This is a genomic window from Cellulomonas avistercoris, from assembly GCF_014836445.1.
Lineage (GTDB): Bacteria > Actinomycetota > Actinomycetes > Actinomycetales > Cellulomonadaceae > Cellulomonas > Cellulomonas avistercoris.
This window is the reverse complement of sequence record NZ_JACSQV010000017.1, coordinates 1-23,347: the sequence shown is the minus strand read 5'-3', so window position 1 is coordinate 23,347 and position 23,347 is coordinate 1. Positions and strand designations below refer to the sequence as shown.

General features: G+C 71.7%; 19 protein-coding genes. 12 read left to right on the top strand and 7 right to left on the bottom strand.

What is annotated here, in order from left to right; genetic code table 11:
- Positions 1–176: 176 nt before the first annotated feature.
- A complete protein-coding gene (locus tag H9657_RS16640; protein ID WP_191784549.1) occupies positions 177–1,283 on the bottom strand; it encodes a DUF3644 domain-containing protein in 1,107 nt (368 codons plus the stop codon).
- A gap of 391 nt (positions 1,284–1,674) precedes the next feature.
- On the opposite strand from H9657_RS16640, the gene H9657_RS16635 reads away from it, so the two are divergent.
- Together H9657_RS16635 and H9657_RS16630 are read left to right on the top strand one after the other, a co-directional pair.
- Positions 1,675–2,412: a GH25 family lysozyme gene (locus H9657_RS16635; protein ID WP_318241565.1), complete on the top strand. Its 738-nt coding sequence runs from the start codon at positions 1,675–1,677 to the stop codon at positions 2,410–2,412.
- A gap of 241 nt (positions 2,413–2,653) precedes the next feature.
- The gene (locus H9657_RS16630; RefSeq protein ID WP_191784548.1) at positions 2,654–4,132 is read left to right on the top strand and encodes an NAD(P)-binding protein; all 1,479 of its coding nucleotides are present in this window, start codon (positions 2,654–2,656) and stop codon (positions 4,130–4,132) included.
- A gap of 200 nt (positions 4,133–4,332) precedes the next feature.
- Here H9657_RS16630 and H9657_RS19770 read toward each other — a convergent pair whose 3' ends face one another.
- A complete protein-coding gene (locus tag H9657_RS19770; protein WP_318241564.1) occupies positions 4,333–6,090 on the bottom strand; it encodes a cellulose binding domain-containing protein in 1,758 nt (585 codons plus the stop codon).
- A 293-nt stretch (positions 6,091–6,383) separates the two neighbouring features.
- On the opposite strand from H9657_RS19770, the gene H9657_RS19455 reads away from it, so the two are divergent.
- Complete coding sequence (locus H9657_RS19455) at positions 6,384–6,524, top strand: hypothetical protein (RefSeq protein ID WP_255366551.1); 141 nt, start codon at positions 6,384–6,386, stop codon at positions 6,522–6,524.
- Positions 6,525–6,531: 7 nt separating this feature from the next.
- Complete coding sequence (locus H9657_RS16620; RefSeq protein WP_255366550.1) at positions 6,532–6,969, top strand: GH25 family lysozyme; 438 nt, start codon at positions 6,532–6,534, stop codon at positions 6,967–6,969.
- Between the two features lie 38 nt (positions 6,970–7,007).
- Here the strand turns inward: H9657_RS16620 and H9657_RS16615 are convergent, their stop codons facing one another.
- Positions 7,008–7,691: an MOSC domain-containing protein gene (locus tag H9657_RS16615; RefSeq protein ID WP_089800116.1), complete on the bottom strand. Its 684-nt coding sequence runs from the start codon at positions 7,689–7,691 to the stop codon at positions 7,008–7,010.
- A gap of 159 nt (positions 7,692–7,850) precedes the next feature.
- Here H9657_RS16615 and H9657_RS16610 point away from each other — a divergent pair, with 159 nt between their 5' ends.
- Together H9657_RS16610 and H9657_RS16605 are read left to right on the top strand one after the other, a co-directional pair.
- On the top strand, positions 7,851–8,831 hold the full coding sequence (locus H9657_RS16610) for a DUF2599 domain-containing protein (protein WP_143082791.1): 981 nt from the start codon (positions 7,851–7,853) through the stop codon (positions 8,829–8,831).
- A gap of 11 nt (positions 8,832–8,842) precedes the next feature.
- A complete protein-coding gene (locus H9657_RS16605; RefSeq protein ID WP_089800112.1) occupies positions 8,843–9,064 on the top strand; it encodes a hypothetical protein in 222 nt (73 codons plus the stop codon).
- A gap of 420 nt (positions 9,065–9,484) precedes the next feature.
- Here the strand turns inward: H9657_RS16605 and H9657_RS16600 are convergent, their stop codons facing one another.
- From H9657_RS16600 to H9657_RS16590, 3 genes are read right to left on the bottom strand one after another with little or no spacing between them, the layout of a single operon-like run.
- Positions 9,485–10,336 carry a DUF6999 family protein gene (locus H9657_RS16600; RefSeq protein ID WP_191784547.1) on the bottom strand — a complete coding sequence of 284 codons (852 nt, stop codon included), beginning with the start codon at positions 10,334–10,336 and terminating at the stop codon, positions 9,485–9,487.
- Position 10,337: 1 nt separating this feature from the next.
- Complete coding sequence (locus H9657_RS16595) at positions 10,338–11,045, bottom strand: iron-containing redox enzyme family protein (protein WP_191784546.1); 708 nt, start codon at positions 11,043–11,045, stop codon at positions 10,338–10,340.
- A complete protein-coding gene (locus tag H9657_RS16590; protein WP_191784545.1) occupies positions 11,042–12,184 on the bottom strand; it encodes a 3-oxoacyl-[acyl-carrier-protein] synthase III C-terminal domain-containing protein in 1,143 nt (380 codons plus the stop codon). Before H9657_RS16590 ends, H9657_RS16595 begins: the two co-directional genes overlap by 4 nt.
- A 232-nt stretch (positions 12,185–12,416) precedes the next feature.
- On the opposite strand from H9657_RS16590, the gene H9657_RS16585 reads away from it, so the two are divergent.
- The 5 genes from H9657_RS16585 to H9657_RS16565 all read left to right on the top strand — a co-directional run bounded on the left by H9657_RS16585 (position 12,417) and on the right by H9657_RS16565 (position 19,938).
- Entirely contained in the window at positions 12,417–13,640 is a 1,224-nt protein-coding gene (locus H9657_RS16585; protein ID WP_191784544.1) for an RICIN domain-containing protein, read from the top strand.
- Between the two features lie 108 nt (positions 13,641–13,748).
- Positions 13,749–16,337 (top strand): molybdopterin oxidoreductase family protein, encoded by a 2,589-nt coding sequence (locus tag H9657_RS16580; RefSeq protein WP_191784543.1) that lies wholly within the window; start codon positions 13,749–13,751, stop codon positions 16,335–16,337.
- A gap of 1 nt (position 16,338) precedes the next feature.
- The gene (nirB, locus tag H9657_RS16575; protein WP_191784542.1) at positions 16,339–18,843 is read left to right on the top strand and encodes a nitrite reductase large subunit NirB; all 2,505 of its coding nucleotides are present in this window, start codon (positions 16,339–16,341) and stop codon (positions 18,841–18,843) included.
- A gap of 89 nt (positions 18,844–18,932) precedes the next feature.
- Positions 18,933–19,283, top strand: a complete 351-nt coding sequence (locus H9657_RS16570; RefSeq protein ID WP_191784541.1) for a Rieske (2Fe-2S) protein — start codon at positions 18,933–18,935, stop codon at positions 19,281–19,283.
- 175 nt (positions 19,284–19,458) lie between these two features.
- A complete protein-coding gene (locus H9657_RS16565; RefSeq protein WP_225215520.1) occupies positions 19,459–19,938 on the top strand; it encodes a GNAT family N-acetyltransferase in 480 nt (159 codons plus the stop codon).
- 102 nt (positions 19,939–20,040) lie between these two features.
- On the opposite strand, the gene H9657_RS16560 is transcribed toward H9657_RS16565, so the two are convergent.
- Complete coding sequence (locus H9657_RS16560) at positions 20,041–22,224, bottom strand: hypothetical protein (RefSeq protein ID WP_191784539.1); 2,184 nt, start codon at positions 22,222–22,224, stop codon at positions 20,041–20,043.
- 437 nt (positions 22,225–22,661) lie between these two features.
- Between H9657_RS16560 and H9657_RS16555 the strand changes: the two genes are divergently transcribed.
- Positions 22,662–23,297, top strand: a complete 636-nt coding sequence (locus tag H9657_RS16555) for a fasciclin domain-containing protein (RefSeq protein ID WP_191784538.1) — start codon at positions 22,662–22,664, stop codon at positions 23,295–23,297.
- Positions 23,298–23,347: the final 50 nt, after the last annotated feature.

Here is a 23,347-nt window from a genome sequence, read left to right as displayed (position 1 = left end):
GGCATGGACGGCCCAGCTCCGACTGGCGCCAACACCGGTCGAGGCTTCGGACGGAGAATAGGCGCGACCGCCGATGTCCCGTCGCTACGGGTTCTCGATGCGGCGTGACGCTCTCGCCGCCGCTTCGGACCGCCGGCGTTGCCCGTGTCAGCAACCAACACAGTCGACGCGCAGTCTCACGGCATCGCTCGCCGCGCAGCCCCCTTACGCGACCGGGACTCGTGGTAGCGACGAGTAATGTCTGCGACGTCGACACCTCCCTCGAGTGCCTTACGACCGAGGTCGTAGGCGCGCGCACTGAGCCCCTGGTACTGCACATTGCCGTTCTTGGTCCGACGGCAGAAGTAGGCCGCGTCGTCATCCTTGATCGCGAGGTGCTCGATGAGCGCGTACCCCTGTTGCTGCGTCAGCCCGAGCTTCTCTCCGAACTTGGTGAGCTTGCCGGCGTACTCCTCGAAGGGGTCCATGGACCGGTACGCCAACGCCTCCTCGTCGCGGCGCGCCTTGCGGACCGGGATGGCCTCGGCGGCCTTGCCGACGCGGAGCACGACCTCCTGTGCGTCACCTCCTGGAGCCACCGGGCTGATGCTCAAGGTGGCGAGGCCAGGCAAGATCCGCTGCCACTCCGCTCCCTTGCGCAGGGCAGCCTCCGCTCGGGCAACCTCGTTTTCGGTCGGAGGGTCGACTCGCCCTGTCGCTGCGCCGTCGAGGCTGAGCAAAGGACGGAGTCGAGCGCGTGCGTCAGGACCCCGTCTCGTGCCAGGCGCGAGGAGGGCCGCCACAGTCGCCAGTTCCTCCTCGACGAGGGCCTGCAACTGGTGCGGCGGCTCGGTGCTGACCGGGATGACTCGCCCAGGTAGGAGTTCGCTGAGGTCCAGGTGCAACTGGTCACGCAGGAGCCGACGGGCCACCGTGATACCGGATCGCATGTGCACCCATAGCAGTTGCTCGCTCATGACAATCGAGTCATGGGTGGCACAGTCACGGTCCTGCTTCAAGGCGGACAGTAGTGCCCGCTCGTCACTGCTCAGGACGTGGAGGTCATCGGCGGCGATACCGATGCAGCGTCCGAGGGAGTGCGTCAGCTCGTCACCCTTGTCGCGCACGGTGCCACGAGCCTGAAAGATGATGCTCTTGAGCAGCATCTCGAAGGAGTGTCCCAGCAACATCGGCACAGCGTGATCGCGTGCTGTCGGTGAGGGCCGGTTGAACAGCTCGATCGCCAACGTCAGCGACTCGATCGCGGTGTCGAGGTACATCGCCGCCTGCCGCCGCATCCGCATGACCCCCCATTATGGGTGGCGCCCGACGCCGGGGCAGGTCGCGATGAGCTGAACGCCCGGATGCGCGAGGACTGGGTGTCCGCTCCGCCGCGGTCTTGAGCGGTAGATCGGCTCGCCCTCGCGCCCACCGCTGAGGATCCGGACACGAAGGTGAGACAGCGGCCGCCTCCCGCTCCTGTCAGGGCGCAGGTCAGAGCGCCACGCGGCGGACAAGTCCGGTGAGTTCCTACACGACCCCTGCCCCTCCCGCCGCCGCCCGGGAGACTCGTCCCGGGTCACGGGGTCTAGGAGGGCGACGCCCACCGTCAGCGCGGTCCGTCGCGACAGGCGACGACGACCGGTCGGGTGGACGCTGCGCGCGCCGCGCGCGCGACGACGCCAGACTGGCGCGGTGCCGAGCCGCCGTCGCGTCCGTGTCCTGCTGATCGTCCTGACGGGGACGATCGTCGTCCTCTCGCTCGGGGCCGTGCTCGTCGAACGCGGCCTGGTGTGGCCGAACCGTCTGTTCGCAGCGCGCTACGACGTGCGGGGGGTCGACGTCTCGGCGTGGCAGGGAAGCGTCGACTGGCCGACGATCGCCCGGCAGGACGTCGACTTCGCGTACGTGAAGGCCACCGAGGGCTCGTCGTTCGTCGACCGGGAGTTCGAGGCGAACCTGCGCGGGGCGCGTGAGGCCGGGCTGCTGGTCGGTGCGTACCACTTCTTCAGCTTCGAGAGCAGCGGCGAGGCGCAGGCGGAGCACGTGCTCGCGACGGTGCCGGACGAGGAGGACCTGCTGCCCGTCGCGATCGACGTCGAGTACTACGGCACGTTTTTCGCCGACCCCCCGGACGCGTCGCAGGTCCGCCCCGAGCTGACCGCGCTCATCGCGACCCTGCGCGAGCACGGCATCGAGCCGATCATCTACGCGACCGGCAGCGCGTACGACCGGTACGTCGCCGGCCACTACCCGGGCACGCCCATCTGGATCCGGTCGGTGGCCGTGCCGCCCACCCTGTCGGACGACCGGGCGTGGACCTTCTGGCAGTACTCGAACCGGGACCGCCTCGACGGGTACGACGGCGAGGAGTCCTTCATCGACATGAACGTCTTCGACGGCGACCTCGACGACCTGCGCGCCCTGCGGTAGGCCAGGCGGAGCCAGGTCACGAAGCGGGCCGGTCCGCCTCCCGCTCGCCCTGGACGAAGCCGACCGCGATGCCCGGGTGGTCGAGCACGAGCCCGGCGTCGTCGTACGTGAGCACCGCCCTCCTTGACGCGCCGCCGCCCGCGGACGCTCCGCACCAACGGGCAGCCGCACGCCGCGGCCCTGTCCACCCCTCCGCCCGGACCCCACTCTGGGAGGTGACGGACGAGCGCGGAGGCACACGATGGAAGTGACCTACCTGACCGGCGGGAAGCAGCTCACGGTCGACCCCGCGCTGCTCGTGATCGCGTGCGACCCGCGCACGCTCGGACCGGTCATGAGCTTCACGCCCCAGGAGCGGTGGCTGCTGGGCTCCCTGCGCAACTTCACGTTCTACACGACGTGCCTGCGCGTGCGTCCGCGTCGCGAGCAGGACCGGACCGTCATCCTCGCCCCCGACCTCGTGGAGCCCCAGACGGGCCTCGTGCAGGGGTACCGCAACGAGACGGCGAAGCAGTGGGGCCTGCCGGCCGCGAACGGTGCCGCGACGAACGTCGTCACGACGTACCAGATGGTCGGGATCGGCGGCGCGTCGGATCCCGCGGGCCTCGCCGCCCAGCGGACCAGGTTCCTGGACGACCCGCCGTGGTGGTGGCCGTTCGAGCCCGGCGTCCACGAGATCGTGCAGGTCGACGAGGACCAGAACGGCGCGCTCCGTCCGGCAGTCAACCCGCTGCTGACGCCGTACTTCAACCAGTTCCCCGCGACCGCCCTCGCGGACGGTGCCCCGTGGGCGTGGCTCGACATCCAGGGCGAGAACGACACGGTGTACGTCCACGCGTCGACGTGCTTCGAGTCCGTCCTGCACTGCTGGTCGTACCTCAACATGCTGCTCGCCGCGAAGCCGGCGCTCCTGGAGGGTGACAAGAGCAAGCCGATCGTCGTCATCGGCGCCGGCGTGAGCGGGCTGCTCGTCGCGCAGCGCTTCCTCGGCGCGGGGTTCACGGACGTCAGGCTGCTGGAGCGGACGAACCGGTACGCCGGCAAGACGCACTCGCTGCAGGTGCCCGACCAGAACGCGACGACGATCGCCGAGCTCGGCACCTGCTACCTGTCCTCCGCGTACGACGACATGGTGCAGGCGCTCGCCGAGTTCACCGCCGGGAACTGCCGCGTGCCCGTCGCGCACGGGCCCGGGCGCGGCATCGTCGCCCGCGTCCCGCCGGACATGCGCGAGGAGGTCATGACCTTCGGCGACTACGGGCTGATGGTCGCGTGCCGGCGCCTCGGACTCACGTGGCCGTGCACCGACGCGGGACGCGACGCCGCCTACGCCGCGCTCGTGGTGGCCGTCGGGATCTACCTCGCGCTGCGCACGGAGATCTTCCGCAGCCTCGACGGTGTCATGCCGCCCTCGAGACCGACACGCGACCCGTACCGCATCTTCTCGACGACCTTCCAGCAGTTCCTGGACGCCCACGACATGGGCGTCCTCACGGGCTACCTGGTGTACGCGTACCAGGTGCAGGGGTACGGCGACCTCGACAAGATCCCCGCGTACTACGGCCTCGTCTGGATCACGCCGGACATGGCGTGGCCGTTCGGCTCGACGAGCGGCGTCACGGCCTGGGCGAAGGGCTGGGAGGACGTCTGGGACCAGATGGTCGAGAAGTGCGGCATGAACATCCAGCTCGACACCCAGGTGCTGGGCATCCGCCGCTGACAGGGCGACTGCGCTCTTTCCCTGGGGCCGCGACCGCCTCGACGGGTACGACGGCGAGGAGTCGTTCATCGACATGAACGTCTTCGACGGCGACCTCGACGACCTGCGCGCCCTGCGGTAGGCCGGACGGCGACGGTGCTCCACGCCCGCTCGACGTGGAGCACCGCCCGTCGGCAGTCGCGCCGGACCCGCTCAGGCGCTCAGAGCGTGAGGACGACCGTGGAGATGCTCCGCGCGGGGACGTCGACCGTCACCTGGCTGCCGTTGACGGCCGTGGTCCGAGGTGCCCGGCTGGAGTACTGCGACGTCATCGTGTGGAGCGCCGACCTGACCGCCTGCGGCGCCTGGACGACGGCGCCGTTCACCGCGCTGGTCGAGCGGTTGAGGATGACCAGGGTGATCTTGCCGTCGCCCTGGTAGGCCGTGATGTCCAGCGGCGACGCCTTCGAGCTCTCGGTCACGCCGATGCGCTGGTCTCCCGGACGGACGTACCTGGAGTACTGCGAGAACGCCCAGCCGCGCTTGAGGACCGCGCCGCCGGTCGTCCCGAACGCGGACTCCCCGTCACCGATGAAGGAGTAGTAGCGCCGTCCGTACCACCAGACGTACGCGCTCCAGTTCGCCTCCATCGTGCGGTTGACCGACGGCATGATCACGTCGAGGGTCTCGTTCCAGACGGCGGCGTTCGACGGGTCTCCCCAGATGTTCGACCCGTTGCCGTCGGCCTGGTGGTAGTTCCACTCGGTCATCCACTGGTTCTTGCCGTACTGGGCGGCGAGCGGGTACCGGGAGAGGTTCGGCCCGTTCTCCTGGCCGTAGATGTGACCGCCGATGTACCCGATGTTGTTGCGGGCGGTCGCGTCGTTGAGGGTGGGGTCGGTGTAGGCCCGGTTCGTGCCCAGCGACTCGGCGACCATCAGCTTCGTGTCCTTGATCTTCGTGCCGTGGTCGCGCACGAAGTTGCGGAGGGTGTCACCCGTCCACGCCATCGAGTCGTAGTCGGGGTGCCAGTCGGGCTCGTTCTGGACGGACGTGACGTCGATCGTCACGCCCTGGCCCTTCATGTACTGCACGTAGCTGTTGAGGTGGTTGGCGTAGTCGCCGTAGCGCGAGGTCAGCAGGGTGCCGCCGTTGACCCGGCTGTTGTTCGACTTCCACGCGGCCGGCGCCGTCCACGGCGAGGCGAGGATCTTGACCTCCGAGCCGTACGACTTCGCCGTCCGCAGCGCGCTGACCTGCGTGCCCCACTCGCTCGACACCGGCGAGATCCCGGTGCGGACGATCGACAGGCCGAGCTGGTTGTCGCCCATCCCGACGAGCGTCTGCGTGTCCGCGGTCGACCACGCACCGCCCCAGATCGACACGGCGGCACCGAAGCCGTCGATCGTCTGGTACTTCGTGCCCGTGTTCACCGTGATGTCCGCGGGTCCGCCCGCCGGCGGGGTCGGCGTCGGCGTCCGGGTGGCCGACGGCGTGGGGGTCGGTGCCACCGTCGGCGTCGGTGTCGGCGTGGGGGTGCCGCTGGCCGACCCCGTGCAGGTGGTGCCGTTGAGCGCGAAGGAGGTGGGCACCGGGTTGGCGCCGCCGTACGTCCCGTTGAAGCCGAACTCCGCCGACGCCCCGGTACCGAGCGACCCGTTGTACGAGGCGTTCCGTGCGGAGACGGCGGCGCCGCTCTGGGTGACGTCGGCGCTCCAGGCCTGGCTCACGGTCTGACCTGCGGGGAAGGTCCAGGTGAGCAGCCAGCTGCTGACCGCGTCACCGAGGTTGGTGACCTTGACGCCGGCCGTGAACCCGCTGTTCCACTGCGAGGCGACGGCGTAGTCCACCCGGCAGCCGCTCGCGGCGGACGCCACGGGCGCCTCGGCGACCGTCACACCCGTGATCAGCGTCGCCGCCGCCAGAGTGACCGCCCATGTCCGGCGCGATCTTGGAGATCTCCGCATGATCCGTCCCATCGTCGTTGGTCGTCCGATGTGCGCGCGACCGTCCCCGCTGACAGTCGGCAGACAAGACCCGGATCCGCCGGTCTGCGTGACTGTGTCGAGGCGGGATCCGTCCTGTCCAAAGCCAGTTGTGAACGATCACAGTCCGGCACCGCGAACTCTCGCACGGGCCTCGAGAGGCACGCGATCGCCCAAACGATTAGGTGCTGCGGGGCCGCCCAGGCGCATCCATCTCGATCGCGTGCGGACAGAGCGGCCGGCTCATCCCGTGGCGACGCCACGCGCCGCCGTGCCACCGTCGCGCGGTGACGACGCGGATGCATGACGACGAGCTCGCGGTCGACGCCGACCTCGTGCGCGCCCCGCTCACCGAGCATCTGCCCGACCTGGCCGAGCAGCCACTGCGCCGCGCCGCGTCGATCGGCGAACCTGCGCGGGGCGCGTGAGGCCGGATTGCTGGTCGGTGCGTACCACTTCTTCAGCTTCGAGAGCAGCGGCAGGGCGCAGGCGGAGCACGTGCTCGCGACGGTGCCGGACGACGAGGACCTGCTGCCTCTCGCCATCGACGTCGAGTACTACGGGACGTTCCACGCCGACCCCCCGGACTCCTCCCAGGTCCGCCCGGAGCTGACCGCGCTCATCGAGACCCTGCGCGACCACGGCGTCGAGCCGGTCGTCTACGCGACCTCCAGCGCGTACGGACCCACCTGGCATGCCCGACCGCAGATCTCGTGGAGCCACTCGGATGAGTTCCTACAGCCGCTGCTGAGGGTTCGCATCGAGCCCGTCCGCGTCGCGTCAGCATGTCCGGCCGCCGACCTGCTGGGCATCGAGCGAGTCCCATCGCAGGTCACAGCACCGCGGCGCCCGCACTGGGCTGAGGCCGCCTGACGCACCCTGTCCGGTGGATGTTGCGGCCCGTCCTCGGCTCAGAGCACAGAGATCTCGTCGCCGAGGGTGATCACACCCGGTCGGCTGACGTCGGCGTAGACCGCGAGGTACAGATCTCGCTCGGAGCCGAGCGACCGGAGCCATGGGGCACGCGGGCTGGTCCCGTCCTGCTCGACATCGATCATGCGGCACCGTGGGATCCGCTCCACGACCGTCAGCGCGGCGGACCCGAGGGCGATCTGGTGGCCGACCCACGTCTCCTCGACGAACGGCGTCTGCGTCTCCACGACGATGTTGACGCGCAGCCGCCGAGGGTCGTCGCTGCCGCCCCACCGGGCCGCGCACCATGCGATCGTCGCGGTGCCGACGAGGGAGACGGCACCGGCGTCCTGGTGCGAGACGGCAGCCTCGGGCAGGATGCGCTGATCGCTCCCCATGGCGGTGGTGAGGTGCCGGTCGAGCAGCGGGTCGCCCACGAGCCAGCTCGTGTCGTCCGAGCGAACCTCGACCTGGCCGTCCGCCGTCGTCGACGCCGTGTAGCGCACCACGGCGTCCCGCCGGCGGAACCGGCGGGTGTCCTTGACCGACGCGAACCTGCCGTCGCCGTCCACGACGGCGTACCAGCGGTCCCCGTGGAACCCGCGATGGTCCAGCTCGGCTGAGGCCAGCGCCTCTCCACCCATCGACTTGACCGGGTAGCGGCGCAGGGAGGGGTGCGGCACACGTGCCCGGACAGCGGGCGGGACAGAGCCGCGAGCCCGGCATCACCCGTCCGGCGGAAGCGGTCGCACACACGAGGGAAAACCGGATGAACTGGTGCGTATCGTGCCAAACGGGCCGCTACGGTCGGCTGGCACCCTCCCCCGACACAAGGAACTTCGATGCCCCGAACCATGCGCTGCTTCGCGTACGCAGTGATGCTCGCCGTGATCGCCGCCCCAGCCTCCGCCGCGCACGCGGCCACCCCCGACCCCGTCCTCGACATACTCACCGACGCCCTCGACGTTCCGGCGGTCGAGGCTGCGCTGAGCGACGTCGCATCGACACGTGCCCGCCCTGGCGTTGCGGCCGCGCACGTGGGCCGGCACGGCAGCGCCTCGGTGCCCCAGGACGCCGCCCGCGACGTCGTGCTCAGCCACGCGTCGGGCCCGACTCTGGCGGTAGGCCTTCCGTCGGGCGAGACGGCCGACGCCGCGCAGACGGTAACGGACGGCGTCGTCGCGTTCGACAACAACGACGGTTCTACGACAGTCCCCATCGTGAAGGACGACGCATCCGTGCAGATCCTGACGATCGTCCACGACGCGACCGCTCCCGAGAGGTACAGGTACGAGCTCGACGTTCCGGTCGGGTCGCGACTTCAGCAGGAGGCCAGCGGCGCCATCGTCGTCCTCACAGCGGCAGGCGCGCTCGTCGGCGGTGTGGCACCGCCGTGGGCCTACGACGCGACCGGGGCGCCCGTGCCCACGCGCTTCGAGATCGAAGGGACCTCCTTCACCCAGGTGGTCGAGCACCTCGCTTCGGAGACGACCTATCCTGTCGTCGCTGACCCGTTCCTGGGGGTGGCGATGGTGTCGTCCTACCGTTGGGAGACCAGCACGCGCATCCTCGTGACGCCCACCGCCTGGGCCAGAGCCGTCTACCCGGGCAACGTCGCCGGAGCCCCGATTGCGGGGAACCCCGGCTTCGACGAGCTGCGCGCCAAGCAGACGTCGAGCACGTACCGCAACCGGCTCGGGTCTTCCGCGCGGAACCAGTACATCTGCCACGTCGCGGGCGCCCCGTTCAAGTCCACATGGAACCTGGAGACGAACCGCGCTGACAAGGGCTATCTGGGCTTCATCGCCTCAGGCTGCAACTAGGAGCTGTCGACATGTCCGCTCGTCATATCCCGTTGGCCCTCACTCTCCTCGGAGCCGCCCTGCTACTGACCGCGGGTTCGCTCTTCTACTTCGGTTTCAGTGCGGCGGAAGAGACCCTCGACCTGCCCTACTCGCCCAGTCCCCTCCAGCTCGTCCTGGGCGGCCTCGGTGTCGTCTCGATCGTGCTGGGCGGCGTGGCCGCGATCCGTCGTGCCGCTGCGGGCACGGCCTGACCTGACCTCCGTACCCCCGTCGAGCTCGACACATCCGATCCGGCGCCGCTGAGATCCCTCATCGGCGCCGGGTCGCGATCGCTCTTCAGCGCCGGTGCCGGCTGCGACGACGATCATCCGAACGTCCGCCACAGGGCCTCCCTGGTGTTGATGCCCGCCCCGGTGCAGGTTCCGAGCTCGGGCGGACGGTTTCACGGTCGCGGCGGTCCCGAACGATCTCACCTCTCCTGCGCCGTGGTGGGTAGGGGTCGCGTAGCGCCACGCGCGTCCCAGGACGGCGGGCGTGGCGGGCGACCGAGTCGAAGCCGGGCCCGGACGCCCTGTGGGAGGGAAGCGCCCCGGGCGGGTTCGAGGTCGAGACGGTCGTGGCGCAGTGCGTCGCCGAGATCCGACGAGCCCGTCACTGAAGCTCCGGTCGGATCAGTCGAACTCCACCGCCGTGTCCCGCGGGTACTGGCCGCCGGCGAGCTTCACCAGCTGCGCGTGCGCGTACTCGCAGACGAGAGCATGGCGGTACACCATGCGCGGCACGTCGACGTTCGAGTCCATCCACAGGCTCATGCCGGCGAGCTTCCAGTGCCGGAAGGTGTCGTCGCCGGTGATGACGGCGAGGATCTCGAGGAAGGAGTCGTCGAACCGCATCGAGTGCACCGCTCGGCGGTACTCCTCCGAGCTGAGCGCCAGCGAGAACGGGATGTTCATGAAGCACAGCGCCGTCTGGATGTCGAGGCGGACCAGTCGCCGGCGATGCCGCTCGGCGTCGAGCGGCGGGATGTCCAGCTGACGGAAGTCGAGCGGGTCACGGGCGACGAGCGGCACGACGTCCAGCGCGATGAGCACGTCGTACACGTTGACGTCGTGCTCGACGACGGCCTGGTCGCCCAGCTCGGACAACGACTCGGGACGCAGCGTGACGGGCTCGATGCCCACCGGGGTGTTGCGGATGATGAAGTTCACCAGGTTCGTCTCGATGACGAAGTGGCGCAGCAGCAGGTCCACGGCGTCGGGTGACACGCACCGCCGCAGGAACCAGACGCAGAGGAAGTCCATCGTCCCCAGCGGCATCCACCGGAAGGGCAGGACGCGCTTCAGCACGCGGATGATCGTGACGAGCACCCGCGAGAGCACCATCGCGATCGGGTAGAGCCAGCGCCGGGACGGACGTCGCTGGTCGTCGATGATCTGCCGGACCACGGACCGGTCGAGCGGGACCGAGGGGTCGGCGAAGATCGCCTCCCACATGCTCGGGTCGGAGCGGACGAACTCCGCCACGTCAGCGATCCAGCTCTTCGAGCTGCAGCGCGTAGAGCCGGGCGACGACCTGCGCGCACCGCACGATCTCGTCGGCGGTCGCGTCGTCGATCAGGCCGGACGTCAGGATCGCCTCCATGTCGCCGGTGTGCGCGCCGTCCGCCTCCTGGTGGTACGTCATGAAGTGGACCTGGTTGTCGGCGAGGCCCAGCACCTCCTGGAACCGGGCCGCCCACTGCGCCGCGCGGCGGGCGCCCAGGCCCTCGATGACGAACATCGCGCCGAGCAGACCCGCCGGGTTCGGCTTGCTGGCGTAGGTGAAGAGGTAGCCCGAGAGGGCCTCCGAGCCGACGTTCTTGCGACCGTCACGCAGCTCCTGGCGCGACCCACCGAGCGCGACGTAGTCGGCCTCGAGCAGGAAGTGGTCCCGGTGCTCCTCCTCGGCGTGCTTGATGGCCGCCGCGCGCAGCTCGAAGTGGTCGATGTCGAAGCTGGACGCCGCACGCGCGATCCACAGCGAGCCGTCGATGACCTGCTGGCGCAGGTTGAACAGCAGCCGCATGTAGTCCTCGAGCGTGACGGTGCCGTCGTCGAGGCGCTGCAGCACGGGCACCTTGGCCAGGTGGTCCTCGAGCTCGAGCCAGACCTCGCCGAGGCGCTCGAGGAGCGAGGCGCCCGTGGGGTCGGTCCCGTCGGCCGTCGAGGGGACGGTCGAGGTGGCACTGGTCATGACGATGCTCCTTGCGGGCGGGTCGGGGCGACGACGGTGAGCTGGGCGAAGGCGAACGAGAAGCGGCCGGACTCCGGCACGGCGAGCAGGACGGTCTCCCCCGGCTGGAACCGACCCGTGCGCACCGCCTCCTCCAGTGCGATGAAGATGCTGGCCGACCCGGTGTTGCCGCGGGTCTCGAGGTTGGAGAACCACCGGTCGGTGTCGAGGGAGGGGATGCGACGGCGGAGCGCGTCGAACGCGACGTCCCGGAAGACGTTGGTGCTGTAGTGGCAGATGACGTGGTCGAGGTGGCGGACGTCGACCAGCCCGATGTCCACGAGCTCCTCGAACTGCGCGATCCCGGCCTGCGCGAGGTCGTCGAGCATGCCGACGTCCTGCCGCAGGACGAACATCCCCGCGGCCTGCGCGTCCGGGACGGCGACGTCCTGCCAGGTGCCGCCGACGCGGGTCTCGTCACCGCTCATGCCGGCGCGCATGCACACGGCGTGGTCGTGGGCGAGCGACACCTGCCGGATCCAGTCGACCCGCAACGAGAGCCTCGTGGGGTGCGGCTGGAACTCGACGACGACGGCCCCAGCCCCGTCGGAGAGCATCCACCGCAGGAAGTGCGCGTCCATGCCGGCGCGGAACCCCTCGTACCGACGCTGCCGCAGGCTGCGGCTCGGCAGCTCGGAGGCCACGACCGCCCCGCGCGGGTGGTCGCCGAGCCGCACCTTGCTGACCACCGCGTCCAGCGCCGCCATGCTCGAGGCGCAGACGCCCGACGCGGACAGCAGCTGCATCGGCCCGCCACCGAGCCGGCCGTGCACCATGTTGGCGAAGCCGGGCACGAGCACGTCGCCCATGGTCGTCGCGGTCGCCAGCATCCTCAGGTCTGATGCCTGGATGCCGCGATCACCGAGCGCCGCGTTGAGCGCCTTGACCGCGAGCTCCTCGTTGAGCTCGGTGGGTTCGCCCTGCTCGTCGAGGGCGTAGTGCCGCTGCTTGATGCCGTTGGACTGCAGGATGCTGCCGCGGATGCGTGCGGTGACGGCATCGTCTCCGCCGAGCCGAGCCGCCATGCCGTCGTTGTCCACCGGAGGGCCGGGCAGGTAGCGACCGAAGCCCGTCAGGTACGCGCGCGCGGTCGTCGTCATGGCGGGAGCCTAGGTGCGACGCACCGCTCCGGGGCCCGCTGCCCGGGTGACGACTGACTGCGTCGTGGCGCGCCGCGCGTCCGCGACCGACCTGCGGTGCCAGGCACCCACCTAATCGTTTGTGCCGTCGCAGTTGCCCGGCCTCCGTGCCAGGCTGACCTTGAACGCGCCGCGTGAACGTTCACAACGACGTGGAGTCGCGCCGCGCGGCCAGCTCCAGGAGGCTGACGACATGCACCGAACGGCCCGACGGCTGCTGCTCGCCGTCACGCTCTGCCTCGCACTGGCCGGAGGGGTCGTGACCCAGTCCGCGCCCGCCTCCGCCGAGAGCAACGGGGGCACCCGCGTCATGCCCCTGGGCGACTCGATCACGGAGGGCATCGGCATGTCCGGAGGCGGCGGCTACCGCGTCGGCCTCTGGCAGCGCCTCGCCCAGGGCGGCTACACCACGGACTTCGTGGGTTCGGGCTTCAACGGGCCGTCGAGCCTGTGGGACCACGACCACGAGGGGCACTCCGGCTGGAGGATCGACCAGATCGACGCCAACGTCGTCAACTGGGTGCGGACGTACCAGCCGCGCACCGTGCTGCTGCACATCGGCACCAACGACATCAGCCAGAACCGCGACCTGGCGAACGCGCCGAACCGGCTCGCGGGGGTCATCGACAAGATCACCAGCACGTCGCCGCAGACCGACGTCTTCGTCGCGACCCTCATCCCGGTCTCGTACGCGAACTCGCAGGTGCAGTCCTACAACTCCGCCATCCCCGGCATCGTGTCGAGCAGGGCCGCCGCCGGCAAGCGCGTGCACCTCGTCGACATGTACCGGGCGGTCAGCCTCTCCGACCTGCCCGACGGCGTGCACCCCAACGCGAACGGCTACGACAAGATGGCGGCCGTCTGGTACGCCGCGCTGCGCGCCGTGCCGGGGAGCATCGGCAACCCGTCCGGGGGCACGAGCCCCACTCCCACGCCGACCCCCACCCCGACGCCCAGCCCGACCTCCACCCCCGGCAACGGCCCGGTGGACACCTCGGCCTGGTACTCGCTCGTCAACCGCAACAGCGGCAAGGCCATCGACGTGTACAACCTGTCCACCGCGGACGGCGCCCGCATCACCCAGTGGTCCCGCAACGGCGGCAACCAGCAGCAGTGGCAGTTCGTCAGCACCGGCAACGGCTACTACCAGCTGAAGTCGCGACTGTCGGGCAAGGTCCTCGACGTCAGCGGGAACTCGACCGCCGACGGCGCGGCGATCCAGCAGTACGGCTCCCACGGCGGCAACAACCAGCAGTTCAGCATCCAGACGATCGACGGCTACGTCCAGCTGATCGCCCGGCACAGCGGCAAGGCGGTCGAGGTGCAGGGCGCCTCCACCACCGACGGCGGCAACATCGTCCAGTACTCCGACTGGAACGGCTCCAACCAGCAGTGGCAGCTGGTCCCGACGGGCTGAGGTCTGGGCTCGTCCCGGGCCGCCGTCCGTCAGCCCTGTGCGCTCCTCGAAACGAGGCGGTTACCCGGCGGCAGATCGTGCGTAACCGGGACATCACACCATCGAGTGATGGGGCCAGAGCTCGCGTCGCCGACGGCCGTGCCGGGCTCCGACACGGCCCGGACCGTCGCGACGCACTGCCCCTACTGCGCACTGCAGTGCGGCATGCAGCTGCACGTCACGCACCGCGCGGGGCACGAGCGGCCCGACGTGCGGCTCACGCCGTCGGACTTCCCGACGAACCGGGGCGGCCTGTGCGCCAAGGGCTGGTCGGCGGCCGACCTGCTCGCGCATCCCGAGCGGCTCACGACCCCGCTGGTCCGCACGATCGCCGGTGACCGCTCCTCGCCGCTGCGGCCGGCGACGTGGGACGAGGCGCTCGACGCCGTGGCCGCGGCCGTCCGGGCGACGCAGCGACGGTACGGCCGGGACGCGGTCGGGTGCTTCGGCGGCGGCGGGCTGACCAACGAGAAGGCCTACCTGCTGGGCAAGTTCGCCCGGACGGTGCTGCGGACGCGCTCGATCGACTACAACGGCCGCTGGTGCATGTCGTCGGCCGCGGCTGCCGCGACCCGCACGTTCGGGATCGACCGCGGGCTGCCGTTCCCCGTCGCGGACCTGGCCCTGGCCGACGTGCTGCTCCTCGTGGGCGCCAACCCGGCGGAGACCATGCCACCGCTCATGCAGCACCTCGAGGCAGGCCGCGAGCGCGGTGCCCGGCACGTGGTCGTCGACCCGCGCACCACGGCGACGGCGCGCACGGCGCACCTGCACCTGCAGCCCCGCCCCGGGACGGATGCCGCCCTGGCCAACGGTCTGCTGCACGTGGTGGCGCGCAGGGGCTGGGTGGACGAGGACTACGTCGCGACGAGGACGGCGGGGTTCGAGACGGTCCGCGAGGCGGTGACCGGCTACTGGCCGGACCGCGTCGAGCGGATCACCGGCGTCCCCGCCCGCGACCTGGAGACCGTCGCGGAGCTGCTCGGGACGGCGGCGACGGCGATGGTGCTCACGGCACGCGGCGCCGAGCAGCACGCGTCGGGGACGGCCACGGCACAGGCGTTCATCAACCTCGCCCTCGCGCTCGGACTGCCCGGCCGGCCGGGTTCGGGCTACGGGACCCTCACGGGTCAGGGCAACGGGCAGGGCGGGCGCGAGCACGGGCAGAAGGCGGACCAGCTGCCCGGGTACCGCAAGATCACCGACCTCGCCGACCGCGCCCACGTCGCGGGCGTGTGGGGCGTCGACCCGACGCGCCTGCCGGGTCCGGGGGTGTCCGCCACCGAGATGCTGCGTGCCCTCGGAACCCCCGGCGGGGTGCGGACGCTGCTGCTGCTCGCGTCGAACGTCAGCGTCTCCGCGCCCGACGCGGGCCGGGTCACCGACCGGCTCGACGCCCTCGACTTCCTCGTCGTCGCGGACCTGTTCCTCTCCGAGTCGGCGGCCCGGGCGGACGTGGTGCTGCCCGTCGCGATGTGGGCCGAGGAGGACGGCACGGTGACCAACCTGGAGGGACGGGTGCTGCGACGTCACCGGGCGCTCGAGCCGCCGCCCGGCGTGCGCACCGACCTGGACGTCCTGACGGGCGTCGCCGAGCGGCTCGGGCACGGGGACCTCATGACGACCGACGCGGCGGCCGCCTTCGACGAGCTGGGCCGCGCCAGCTCCGGCGGCGTGGCGGACTACGGCGGCATCACCTACGAGCGCATCGAGGACGAGCAGGGCGTGTTCTGGCCGTGCACCGACGCCGAGCACCCGGGCACGCCCCGGCTGTTCGAGACGCGGTTCGCCCACCCCGACGGGCTGGCCCGGTTCTTCCGCGCCGAGTACCGCGACACGGCCGAGCGCACCGACGCCGAGTTCCCCTGGGTGCTGACCACCGGGAGGCTGATGCGGCAGTACCAGAGCGGCACGCAGACCCGCCGGGTCGCGGCGCTCGCCGGCGACGAGGTGGGTCCCGACGGGTCCGTCGTGCCGCACGCCGAGCTGCACCCCGACCTGGCGCGCCTGTGCGGCGTCGTCGACGGCGAGGCGGTCCGGCTGCGGACCCGCCGGGGCACCGCGGTGTTCCGGGCGCGGCTCACCACGGGCATCCGCACCGACACCGTGTTCGCGCCCTTCCACTGGGGCGGTGGGTCCCGCGCCAACACGCTGACCGACGACGCCCTCGACCCGATCTCCCGCATGCCGGCGTTCAAGGCGTGCGCCGTGGCCGTCACCCCCGTCGCCGTACCCGCCACACCACCGACCGGTTCGCCTGCGGAGCACGTCCGTGCGCCGTGGCCGCCGGCCCGACCGAAGGGGCTCGCCTTGGACAGTCACCCGACCTTCCTGCAGGGCGTCTACGCGCTGACCGGGAAAGGACTCGCCGCACCGACCCTGATCGACCCGAGCCTGTCGTACACCGTGCCGGACGGCGCGGTGGCCCAGACGGTGTACTTCCGGGGCGGCAACAGCGCTGACGAGCTCGTCGTCGTCGTGCTGGTCCGCGACGGGGAGCCGATGCGGTACTTCCCCATCGGCGCCAAGAGCGACGTGCACGTGCCGCTGCGCGTCGTGGAGGACCTCGAGCCGGGTACGACGATCGAGCTGCACGCGGCCGGCGCCGCGGGGGTCTCCGGCGTCGTCGTCATCGACCTCGGCCTCGTGGAGGTGTGAGGTGGCCCGGCGCCGGCAGGGGGACGACGGCCGGCGCGACCTCGTCGTCGTGGGCAACGGCATGGCGGGTGCGCGCACCGTCGAGGAGATCCTCGAGCGCGGCGGCGCCGCGCAGTTCCGGATCACGATGTTCGGCGAGGAGCCGTACGGCAACTACAACCGGATCATGCTCTCGAACGTCCTGGCCGGCCTCGAGAGCGAGGAGGCCATCTTCCTCAACTCGATGGCCTGGTACGACGAGAACGAGATCACGCTGCACGCCGGCGTGCGGGTGGCGCGCATCGACCGGCACGCCCGCACCGTCCGCGCCGACGACGGCAGCCGCACGCCCTACGACGCGCTCGTCATGGCGACCGGCAGCAGCGCGTTCGTCCCCGACATCCCTGGCATGCGCACGGCCGGGCGCGGCTTCCACCAGGGGGCGTTCCGGTTCCGCACCCTGGACGACACCCGCGCGATGATCCGGTACGCGCGCACCCACAAGCAGGCGGTCGTCATCGGCGGCGGCCTGCTCGGACTCGAGGCGGCCCGCGGGCTGCAGACCCACGGGGTCGACGTCACGGTCGTTCACGGTCCCGGGCACCTGATGAACCAGCAGCTCGACGCCGCGGGCGGGTACGTCCTGCGGCGAGGCGTCGAGGCACTCGGGATCTCGGTGGTGACGTCGGGCCGGACGGTCCGGGTGCTCGGGGACACGGAGATCACGGGCGTGCAGCTGGGCGACGGGCGCGTCCTGCCGTGCGACATCGTCGTGGTGGCGGCCGGCATCCGGGCCAACTCGTCGATCGCGGCCGCCAGCGGGTTCCTCGTGGAGCGCGGCATCGTCGTCGACGACCAGATGCACGCGCTCGACGACCAGGGCACGCCCGACCCGACGGTGTTCGCCGTCGGTGAGTGCGTGCAGCACCGGGACCAGGTCTACGGTCTCGTCGCGCCGCTGTGGGAGCAGGCGCGCGTCCTCGCGGACGTGCTCACGGGCGCCGACCCGTCGGCGCAGTACCACGGCTCCCGCACCGCCACGAAGCTGAAGGTCGCGGGCATCGACGTCGCGTCGATGGGCATCACGACGCCCGAGCGTCCCGACGACGACCACATCGTCATCTCCGAGCCGCGCCGCGGGCTGTACAAGAGCGTGGTGGTGCGCGACGACCGGCTCGTCGGTGCGACGCTCGTCGGCGACCTCGAGAAGGTCGCTCCCCTCATCCAGGCGTTCGACCGCGGTTCGCCGCTGCCCGAGGACCGGATCGCGCTGCTGTTCGACCTGGGCACGGCGCCCGCCGCGGTGGGCGTGGCCGAGCTCCCCGACGAGACCACCGTGTGCAACTGCAACGGCGTGAGCAAGGGGACGATCGCCGCGTGCGTCCGCGGCGGCGTCACCTCCGTCACGGGTGTCATGGACGCGACCCGTGCGGGCAAGGGCTGCGGGTCGTGCAAGACGCTCGTCGGGCAGGTGGTCGAGTGGGCGGCGGGCGGCACGCTCGAGGTCGACGAGTCCGCCTCCTGGTACGTCCCCGGGATCCCCTACGCCAAGGCCGAGCTGGTGGCGCTGATCCGCGAGCAGGAGCTGCGCTCGGTCTCGGCCGTGTTCGCGGCGCTCGCTCCCGGCGGCGTCGAGGACGCGAAGTCGAAGATGGGGCTCAACTCGTTGCTGCGCACCCTCTGGGGCGCGGCGGTCGTCGACGAGCGCGACGGGCGCTTCATCAACGACCGGGTGCACGCCAACATCCAGCGTGACGGCACGTTCTCGGTGGTGCCGCAGATGAAGGGCGGGGTCACCTCGGCCGACCAGCTGCGCCGCATCGCCGACGTCGCGGACAAGCACCAGATCCCGCTGATCAAGCTCACCGGTGGCCAGCGGATCGACCTGCTCGGCGTGCCCAAGGAGGACCTGCCGAAGGTCTGGGCGGACCTCGACATGCCGTCCGGGTACGCGTACGGCAAGTCCTTCCGGACGGTCAAGACGTGCGTCGGCAGCGACTTCTGCCGGTTCGGGCTAGGTGACTCGACCGCGCTCGGCATCGCGATCGAGACCCGGTACCAGGGCCTGGAGAGCCCGGCCAAGCTCAAGCTCGCGGTGTCGGGGTGCCCGCGCAACTGCGCGGAGTCCTACGTCAAGGACGTCGGCGTCGTGGCCGTCGACGGTGGTCGCTGGGAGATCTGGGTGGGCGGCGCCGCCGGTGCGCACATCCGCAAGGGTGACCTGCTCACGACGGTCGACACCCCGGACGAGGTCATGACGCTCACCGGCCGCTTCATCCAGTACTACCGCGAGACGGCGAACTGGCTCGAGCGGACCTACGCGTGGGTGCCCCGGCTCGGGATCGAGCACGTCCGTGCCGTCGTGGTGGACGACAGCGAGGGGAACGCCGCGGAGCTCGACGCCGCCGTGCAGGCCTCCGTGGAGGCCTACAGCGACCCGTGGAAGGAGCGCGACGACCCCGCCGAACCCGGCCAGTTCCGCACCGCGCTGCCGCTGACCGTCCTGCCGCAGGTCCCGGTCCGATGAGTGCAGGTCCGACGAGCGCAGGTCCGACGAGTGCAGGGACGGACGCACGGGCCGTCGGCGGCGAGCCCGGTGCGGGTCCGCTCGACACCGTGGCGGGACCCCCCGCCCCACGCGTCACGACCGCCGGCGGCGGCGGGCCGCACGTGGTGGGACCACTGTCCGAGATCCCGGTCGGCGAGGGCCGCGCCTACGCGGTCGGCGGCCGGCAGGTGGCGGTCTTCCGGCTGCGCAGCGGCGCCCTGCGCGCGCTCGACGCGGTGTGCCCGCACCGGGGAGGTCCGCTGGCCGACGGGCAGATCGACGCCGAGGTCGTCGTCTGCCCCCTGCACGCGCACGTGTTCGACCTGGGCAGCGGTGCATGCCGCTCCGGGCAGGGCGACGTGGCGTCCTACGCGGTCCACCTCGAGGAGGACCAGGTGGTCGTGGTGCTGCCCGGCTAGACCTCGTCCGACAGGGGCTCGGTGAGCTCCTCGAGCGGCCCGACCTCACGGACGGCGCGATCGACGAGCGCACGGATCACTGAGCTCGGCCACGCAGGTCCGAGCACTGGCACGTGCTGGACGCTCAGAATGCTTGTCGCCGCATCCGGGGCGCCGTGCGACGATCGCGGGCGTGATGCTCCGCGACGCGACCGGCGACGACCTCGACCTGCTGCTCGACCTGCTCCTCGAGGCGTTCAACTGGGACGGGACGCCGCGGTTCACCCGCGCCGAGGTCGTCGCGGACCCCCACACCGAGCGGTACCTCGCCGGGTGGAAGCGCCCGGACGACTTCGGGCTCGTCGCGACCGACGACGACGGCTCCCCGCTCGGAGCCGTCTGGGCGCGCGCCCTGCCCGCGGCCACGCCCGGCTACGGCTACGTGGCGGACGACGTCCCCGAGCTCGGCATGGCCGTCGCCCGTCCCCACCACGGCCGGGGCGTGGGATCCGCACTCCTTGCCGGCCATCTCGAGCAGGCCCGCGACCTCGGGTGGCGGGCCGTGAGCCTCAGCGTCGAGGACGGGAACGCCGCCGCTCGCGCGCTCTACGCCCGGCACGGCTTCGTGACGGTGGGGCGCAACGGCGACTCCGACACGATGCTGCGCGAGCTCTGAGCACCGCGGAACCCGCCCTGCACGCATCGCAGGATCGCGGCGATGCCCGTCGCCCTTAGACCCTGGACGCTCGCTGATGGCCCCTCGTTGCACGGGTGCCGACTACGACACGCAGCGCGGCTCCCTACAGAAGACCATCACGGCGTCCCCGTACTGCCGCTGGACGAGGACCGCGGGACGGTCCTGCGCGTCGGTCGCCAGGAACGGCACGTACTCGCTGGACGACGTCGGTGGGGTCCACGTGGACAGCAGAGCGGACCGCACGTCCGAGCAGGCGCTGTCCGTGCAGGCGTGCAGCTGCACGCCCTGCCCCGCTGTCGCGACCAGCGGCCACCCGGTGCCGTCGACGACGAGCTGCGCGCCCCGGGCGTCGCCACCGGGCAGTCGCGTCGACGTCGTCGTCGAGCACGCGGCGTCGACGCAGCCCAGCAGCTCGATCCCACCGTCCGACAGGTCACGGTGCAGGACGACGGGACTGCCGTCGTCGCGCAGCGCGAGCGCGAGCACGCGCGAGTACCCGTAGTCACCTCCCTGCCCGTAGTAGAGGGAGTCGTGCTCGGTGTCCGGCTCCAGCACCTGCACGTCCGTGAGGGCGCTGCTCCCCGGCTCGACCCGGGCGAGGTGGAGCACCGCCCCCTGTGAGCGCAGCACCCACACGGTGCCGTCGGGCGCGATCGCGACGTCCACGACGTCGTCCCCGGAGGTCGACCCGAGCGGGACGGTGACGGGTTCGGGACACCGGGCGGTCGCGCACAGGGTCAGCGCCAGCTCGCGGTCGCGGGGGCCACCGACCGGGTGGACGGCCGCGTAGGCGCCGTCGCGTGCCGCCACCGCGTGGAGCGCGGGGTTGTGGCTCGCCGACTCCTCCGCGATCCCCACCTGGGTCGTCCGCAGCCCCGGGCCCGCGCAGTCGGTCGGCGCACAGGTGACGAGGTCGTACCGCGCGTTCGCCCCGTCGTCGGGGAACACCCCGGCGAGGATGACGACGCCGGGACCGTCGGGGTCCGCGGCGACCGCGGCGTACTGGAACCTGCCGCCCTCGGCCATGCCCTCACCGTGCTCGCAGCCCTCCTCCGGTGAGCAGAGGAACGCGTCCATGCCGCGGTCGACGTGGTCGAGGAGGAGGAACCCGTCCGCGGTGCCGGTGATCGTCGGGGCAGTCACGGAGCCGGGCAGCGCGAGGATCTGCGGGCGCAGGGCGGGTGTGACCTGGGGCAGCGTCGGGGCGACGGCGAGCAACGGCACCAGCGCCCAGGCCGCGGCCGCGCTCGCCCAGCCGGCTGCCGCGGACCTCCCCGGCCCGGCTGCGCGTCCCTGCTCCCCACGTCCGGGCGCGTCCGTCACGCGTGCCAGACCGCGCCAGGCGAGCGGCGGCACCCCCTGCCGCTCGGCGACGGACGTCGCGCTGACATGGGCCCACGTCAGTCCCGCAGCCGCCACCGTCAGGGCGAGCGAGCCGACCACGGCCTGCAGCAGGTCCCGTGCCGCCGGCCACAACGGGCCGTCGGCGTCGGGGACGAGCCACCGCACTGCCACGACCAGGGCTGCCGCGACCGCCATCACCACCACGACCAGGACACGCCCACGACGGAGCGGCACGCGGGCGCCGTCGCAGCGGCGCAGCTCGCGGACCCGACGCACGCCGGTGCGCAGGCCGACCCCGTGCAGCAGGGCGGCCACGGCCACGTGGGCGCCGCCGGCGACGAGCAGCACCGCCGCCACCATCGCGGGGACCGCGACGAACGCTGCCAGCGGCCACGGCACCCGCACGGCCAGGAGCACCGGGACGAACGTCGCCAGGGAGAGCCCGACCAGGCTCACCAGCAGCACGGCCCACCGGCGGGCGAGCTCACGCACGACGTCCCGCACGCGCAGGTCGCGGCCGAACAGGACGGCCGGCGCCGCCAGGACGACACCACCCAGTGCCGCGACCGTGAGCACGCCCGTGACGACACCGAGCAGCAGCGACGTCAGGCCCGCCGCGCCCGACTCCCCCGCGTGCACCAGGACGCCGTCCTTCAGCAACGTCGGCGTCGTCCAGGCGCGGACGACGGCGCCGACCGCGCCCGCGAGCGCTGCGGCGACGAAGGCCAGCGCCACCGGCAGCAGGAGCACCGGACGCCGACGGACCTCCCCGACGCTCCCGTCGACCACCGAGCCGAACAGCAGGCTCGGTGTGACGGGCGACGAGCCGTCGGCGTCGGCACGGTCCACCCCGGCACCGGTCGTCAGGGCAGCGGGGTCACCCGCGGGGGCGTGGGGGCCGTCCGTAGGTGTGCTGCGCATCGGGTCCTTCCGGGGTCCGTGCTGCTGCCGGGCGGCAGGGCACGCGTGGCCGTCCCGCTGAGGTCGCGCCAGAGCCTAGGGGCCACCCCACCGCGGCGCGCGCCACGCGGACCGTGCTTCCGCCGCACGGGTGACGGCAGCTCGTTACTCGTCTCCGCGCCTGCCACCCCCCAGTCGGTGGACACGACCGGGTCAGCGGAGTACGACGCTGCGGGTGTGCGGATCGAGCACGAGAGGACCGTGCCCCTGCGACTGATCGGCTACCGGCGGAACGACCAGCACCCCGACAGATACGGCCGCGGCGCGTCGTCGGCGCGATCGCACGACCTCAGGTGCATCCAAGAACGCTCCTCGAGGGGAAGAAGGTTCAGGGCGTCGACGACGAGGCCCTGCGGTGCGCACCGCGTGCCGCCCGACCTCCCGCAAGGAGTCGTCCCATGAGGATCCGCCGTCTCGCAGCATCCCTGGCCACCACCGCCCTCGTCGGCGGTGCGGTCGTCGGGCTCGCACCCGCCGCGTCCGCCGCCGGCACCACCAGCCTCGCCTCGGTGCTCGCCGCCGACGGCGCGGGCTTCGACCGCAACTGGTACGACTACGACATCGTCGACAACGCGGTGAACGCCGTGCTCGCCGCCAAGCCCGACAGCCCGGTCGCCGTGCTCGCCGACGGCACGGTCCCGCTCACCGCGTTCCTGCCGAACGACCGCGCGTTCCAGGTGCTCACCCAGGACCTGACGCACCGCTGGTACGGCTCGGAGGAGAAGGTGTTCGGAGCCCTCGCGCAGGCGGTGGGCATCGACGCGATCGAGCAGGTGCTGCTGTACCACGTCGTCCCCGGCGCCACGATCGACTCCGCGACCGCGCTGGCCTCCGACGGGGCCGCGCTGACCACTGCCCAGGGCGGCACCTTCACGGTCGACGTCCTGTCCAAGCGGATCCCGATCGTCGTGCTGCGCGACGCCGACCGCAACGACCTGAACCCGCTGCTGGTGCGCAGCCAGCTCGACATCAACGCCGGCAACGCGCAGATCGCGCACGGGATCTCGTTCGTGCTGCGCCCGCTCGACCTGTGACACACCGGCGCCGCCCGGTGCCGGCCGGGCGGGCGCCGTCGCAGCGCGGG

What these genes read in the sequence shown, in the direction of transcription:
- H9657_RS16585 (WP_191784544.1), top strand. Translation starts at nt 12,417, where the DNA reads ATGCACCGAACGGCCCGACGGCTGCTGCTCGCCGTCACGCTCTGCCTC.
- H9657_RS16610 (WP_143082791.1), top strand. Translation starts at nt 7,851, where the DNA reads ATGCCCCGAACCATGCGCTGCTTCGCGTACGCAGTGATGCTCGCCGTG.
- H9657_RS16640 (WP_191784549.1), bottom strand. Translation starts at nt 1,283, where the DNA reads ATGCGGATGCGGCGGCAGGCGGCGATGTACCTCGACACCGCGATCGAG.
- H9657_RS19770 (WP_318241564.1), bottom strand. Translation starts at nt 6,090, where the DNA reads ATGGGACGGATCATGCGGAGATCTCCAAGATCGCGCCGGACATGGGCG.
- H9657_RS16565 (WP_225215520.1), top strand. Translation starts at nt 19,459, where the DNA reads ATGCTCCGCGACGCGACCGGCGACGACCTCGACCTGCTGCTCGACCTG.
- H9657_RS16580 (WP_191784543.1), top strand. Translation starts at nt 13,749, where the DNA reads ATGGGGCCAGAGCTCGCGTCGCCGACGGCCGTGCCGGGCTCCGACACG.
- H9657_RS16605 (WP_089800112.1), top strand. Translation starts at nt 8,843, where the DNA reads ATGTCCGCTCGTCATATCCCGTTGGCCCTCACTCTCCTCGGAGCCGCC.
- H9657_RS16630 (WP_191784548.1), top strand. Translation starts at nt 2,654, where the DNA reads ATGGAAGTGACCTACCTGACCGGCGGGAAGCAGCTCACGGTCGACCCC.
- H9657_RS16555 (WP_191784538.1), top strand. Translation starts at nt 22,662, where the DNA reads ATGAGGATCCGCCGTCTCGCAGCATCCCTGGCCACCACCGCCCTCGTC.
- H9657_RS16595 (WP_191784546.1), bottom strand. Translation starts at nt 11,045, where the DNA reads ATGACCAGTGCCACCTCGACCGTCCCCTCGACGGCCGACGGGACCGAC.
- H9657_RS16560 (WP_191784539.1), bottom strand. Translation starts at nt 22,224, where the DNA reads ATGCGCAGCACACCTACGGACGGCCCCCACGCCCCCGCGGGTGACCCC.
- H9657_RS16590 (WP_191784545.1), bottom strand. Translation starts at nt 12,184, where the DNA reads ATGACGACGACCGCGCGCGCGTACCTGACGGGCTTCGGTCGCTACCTG.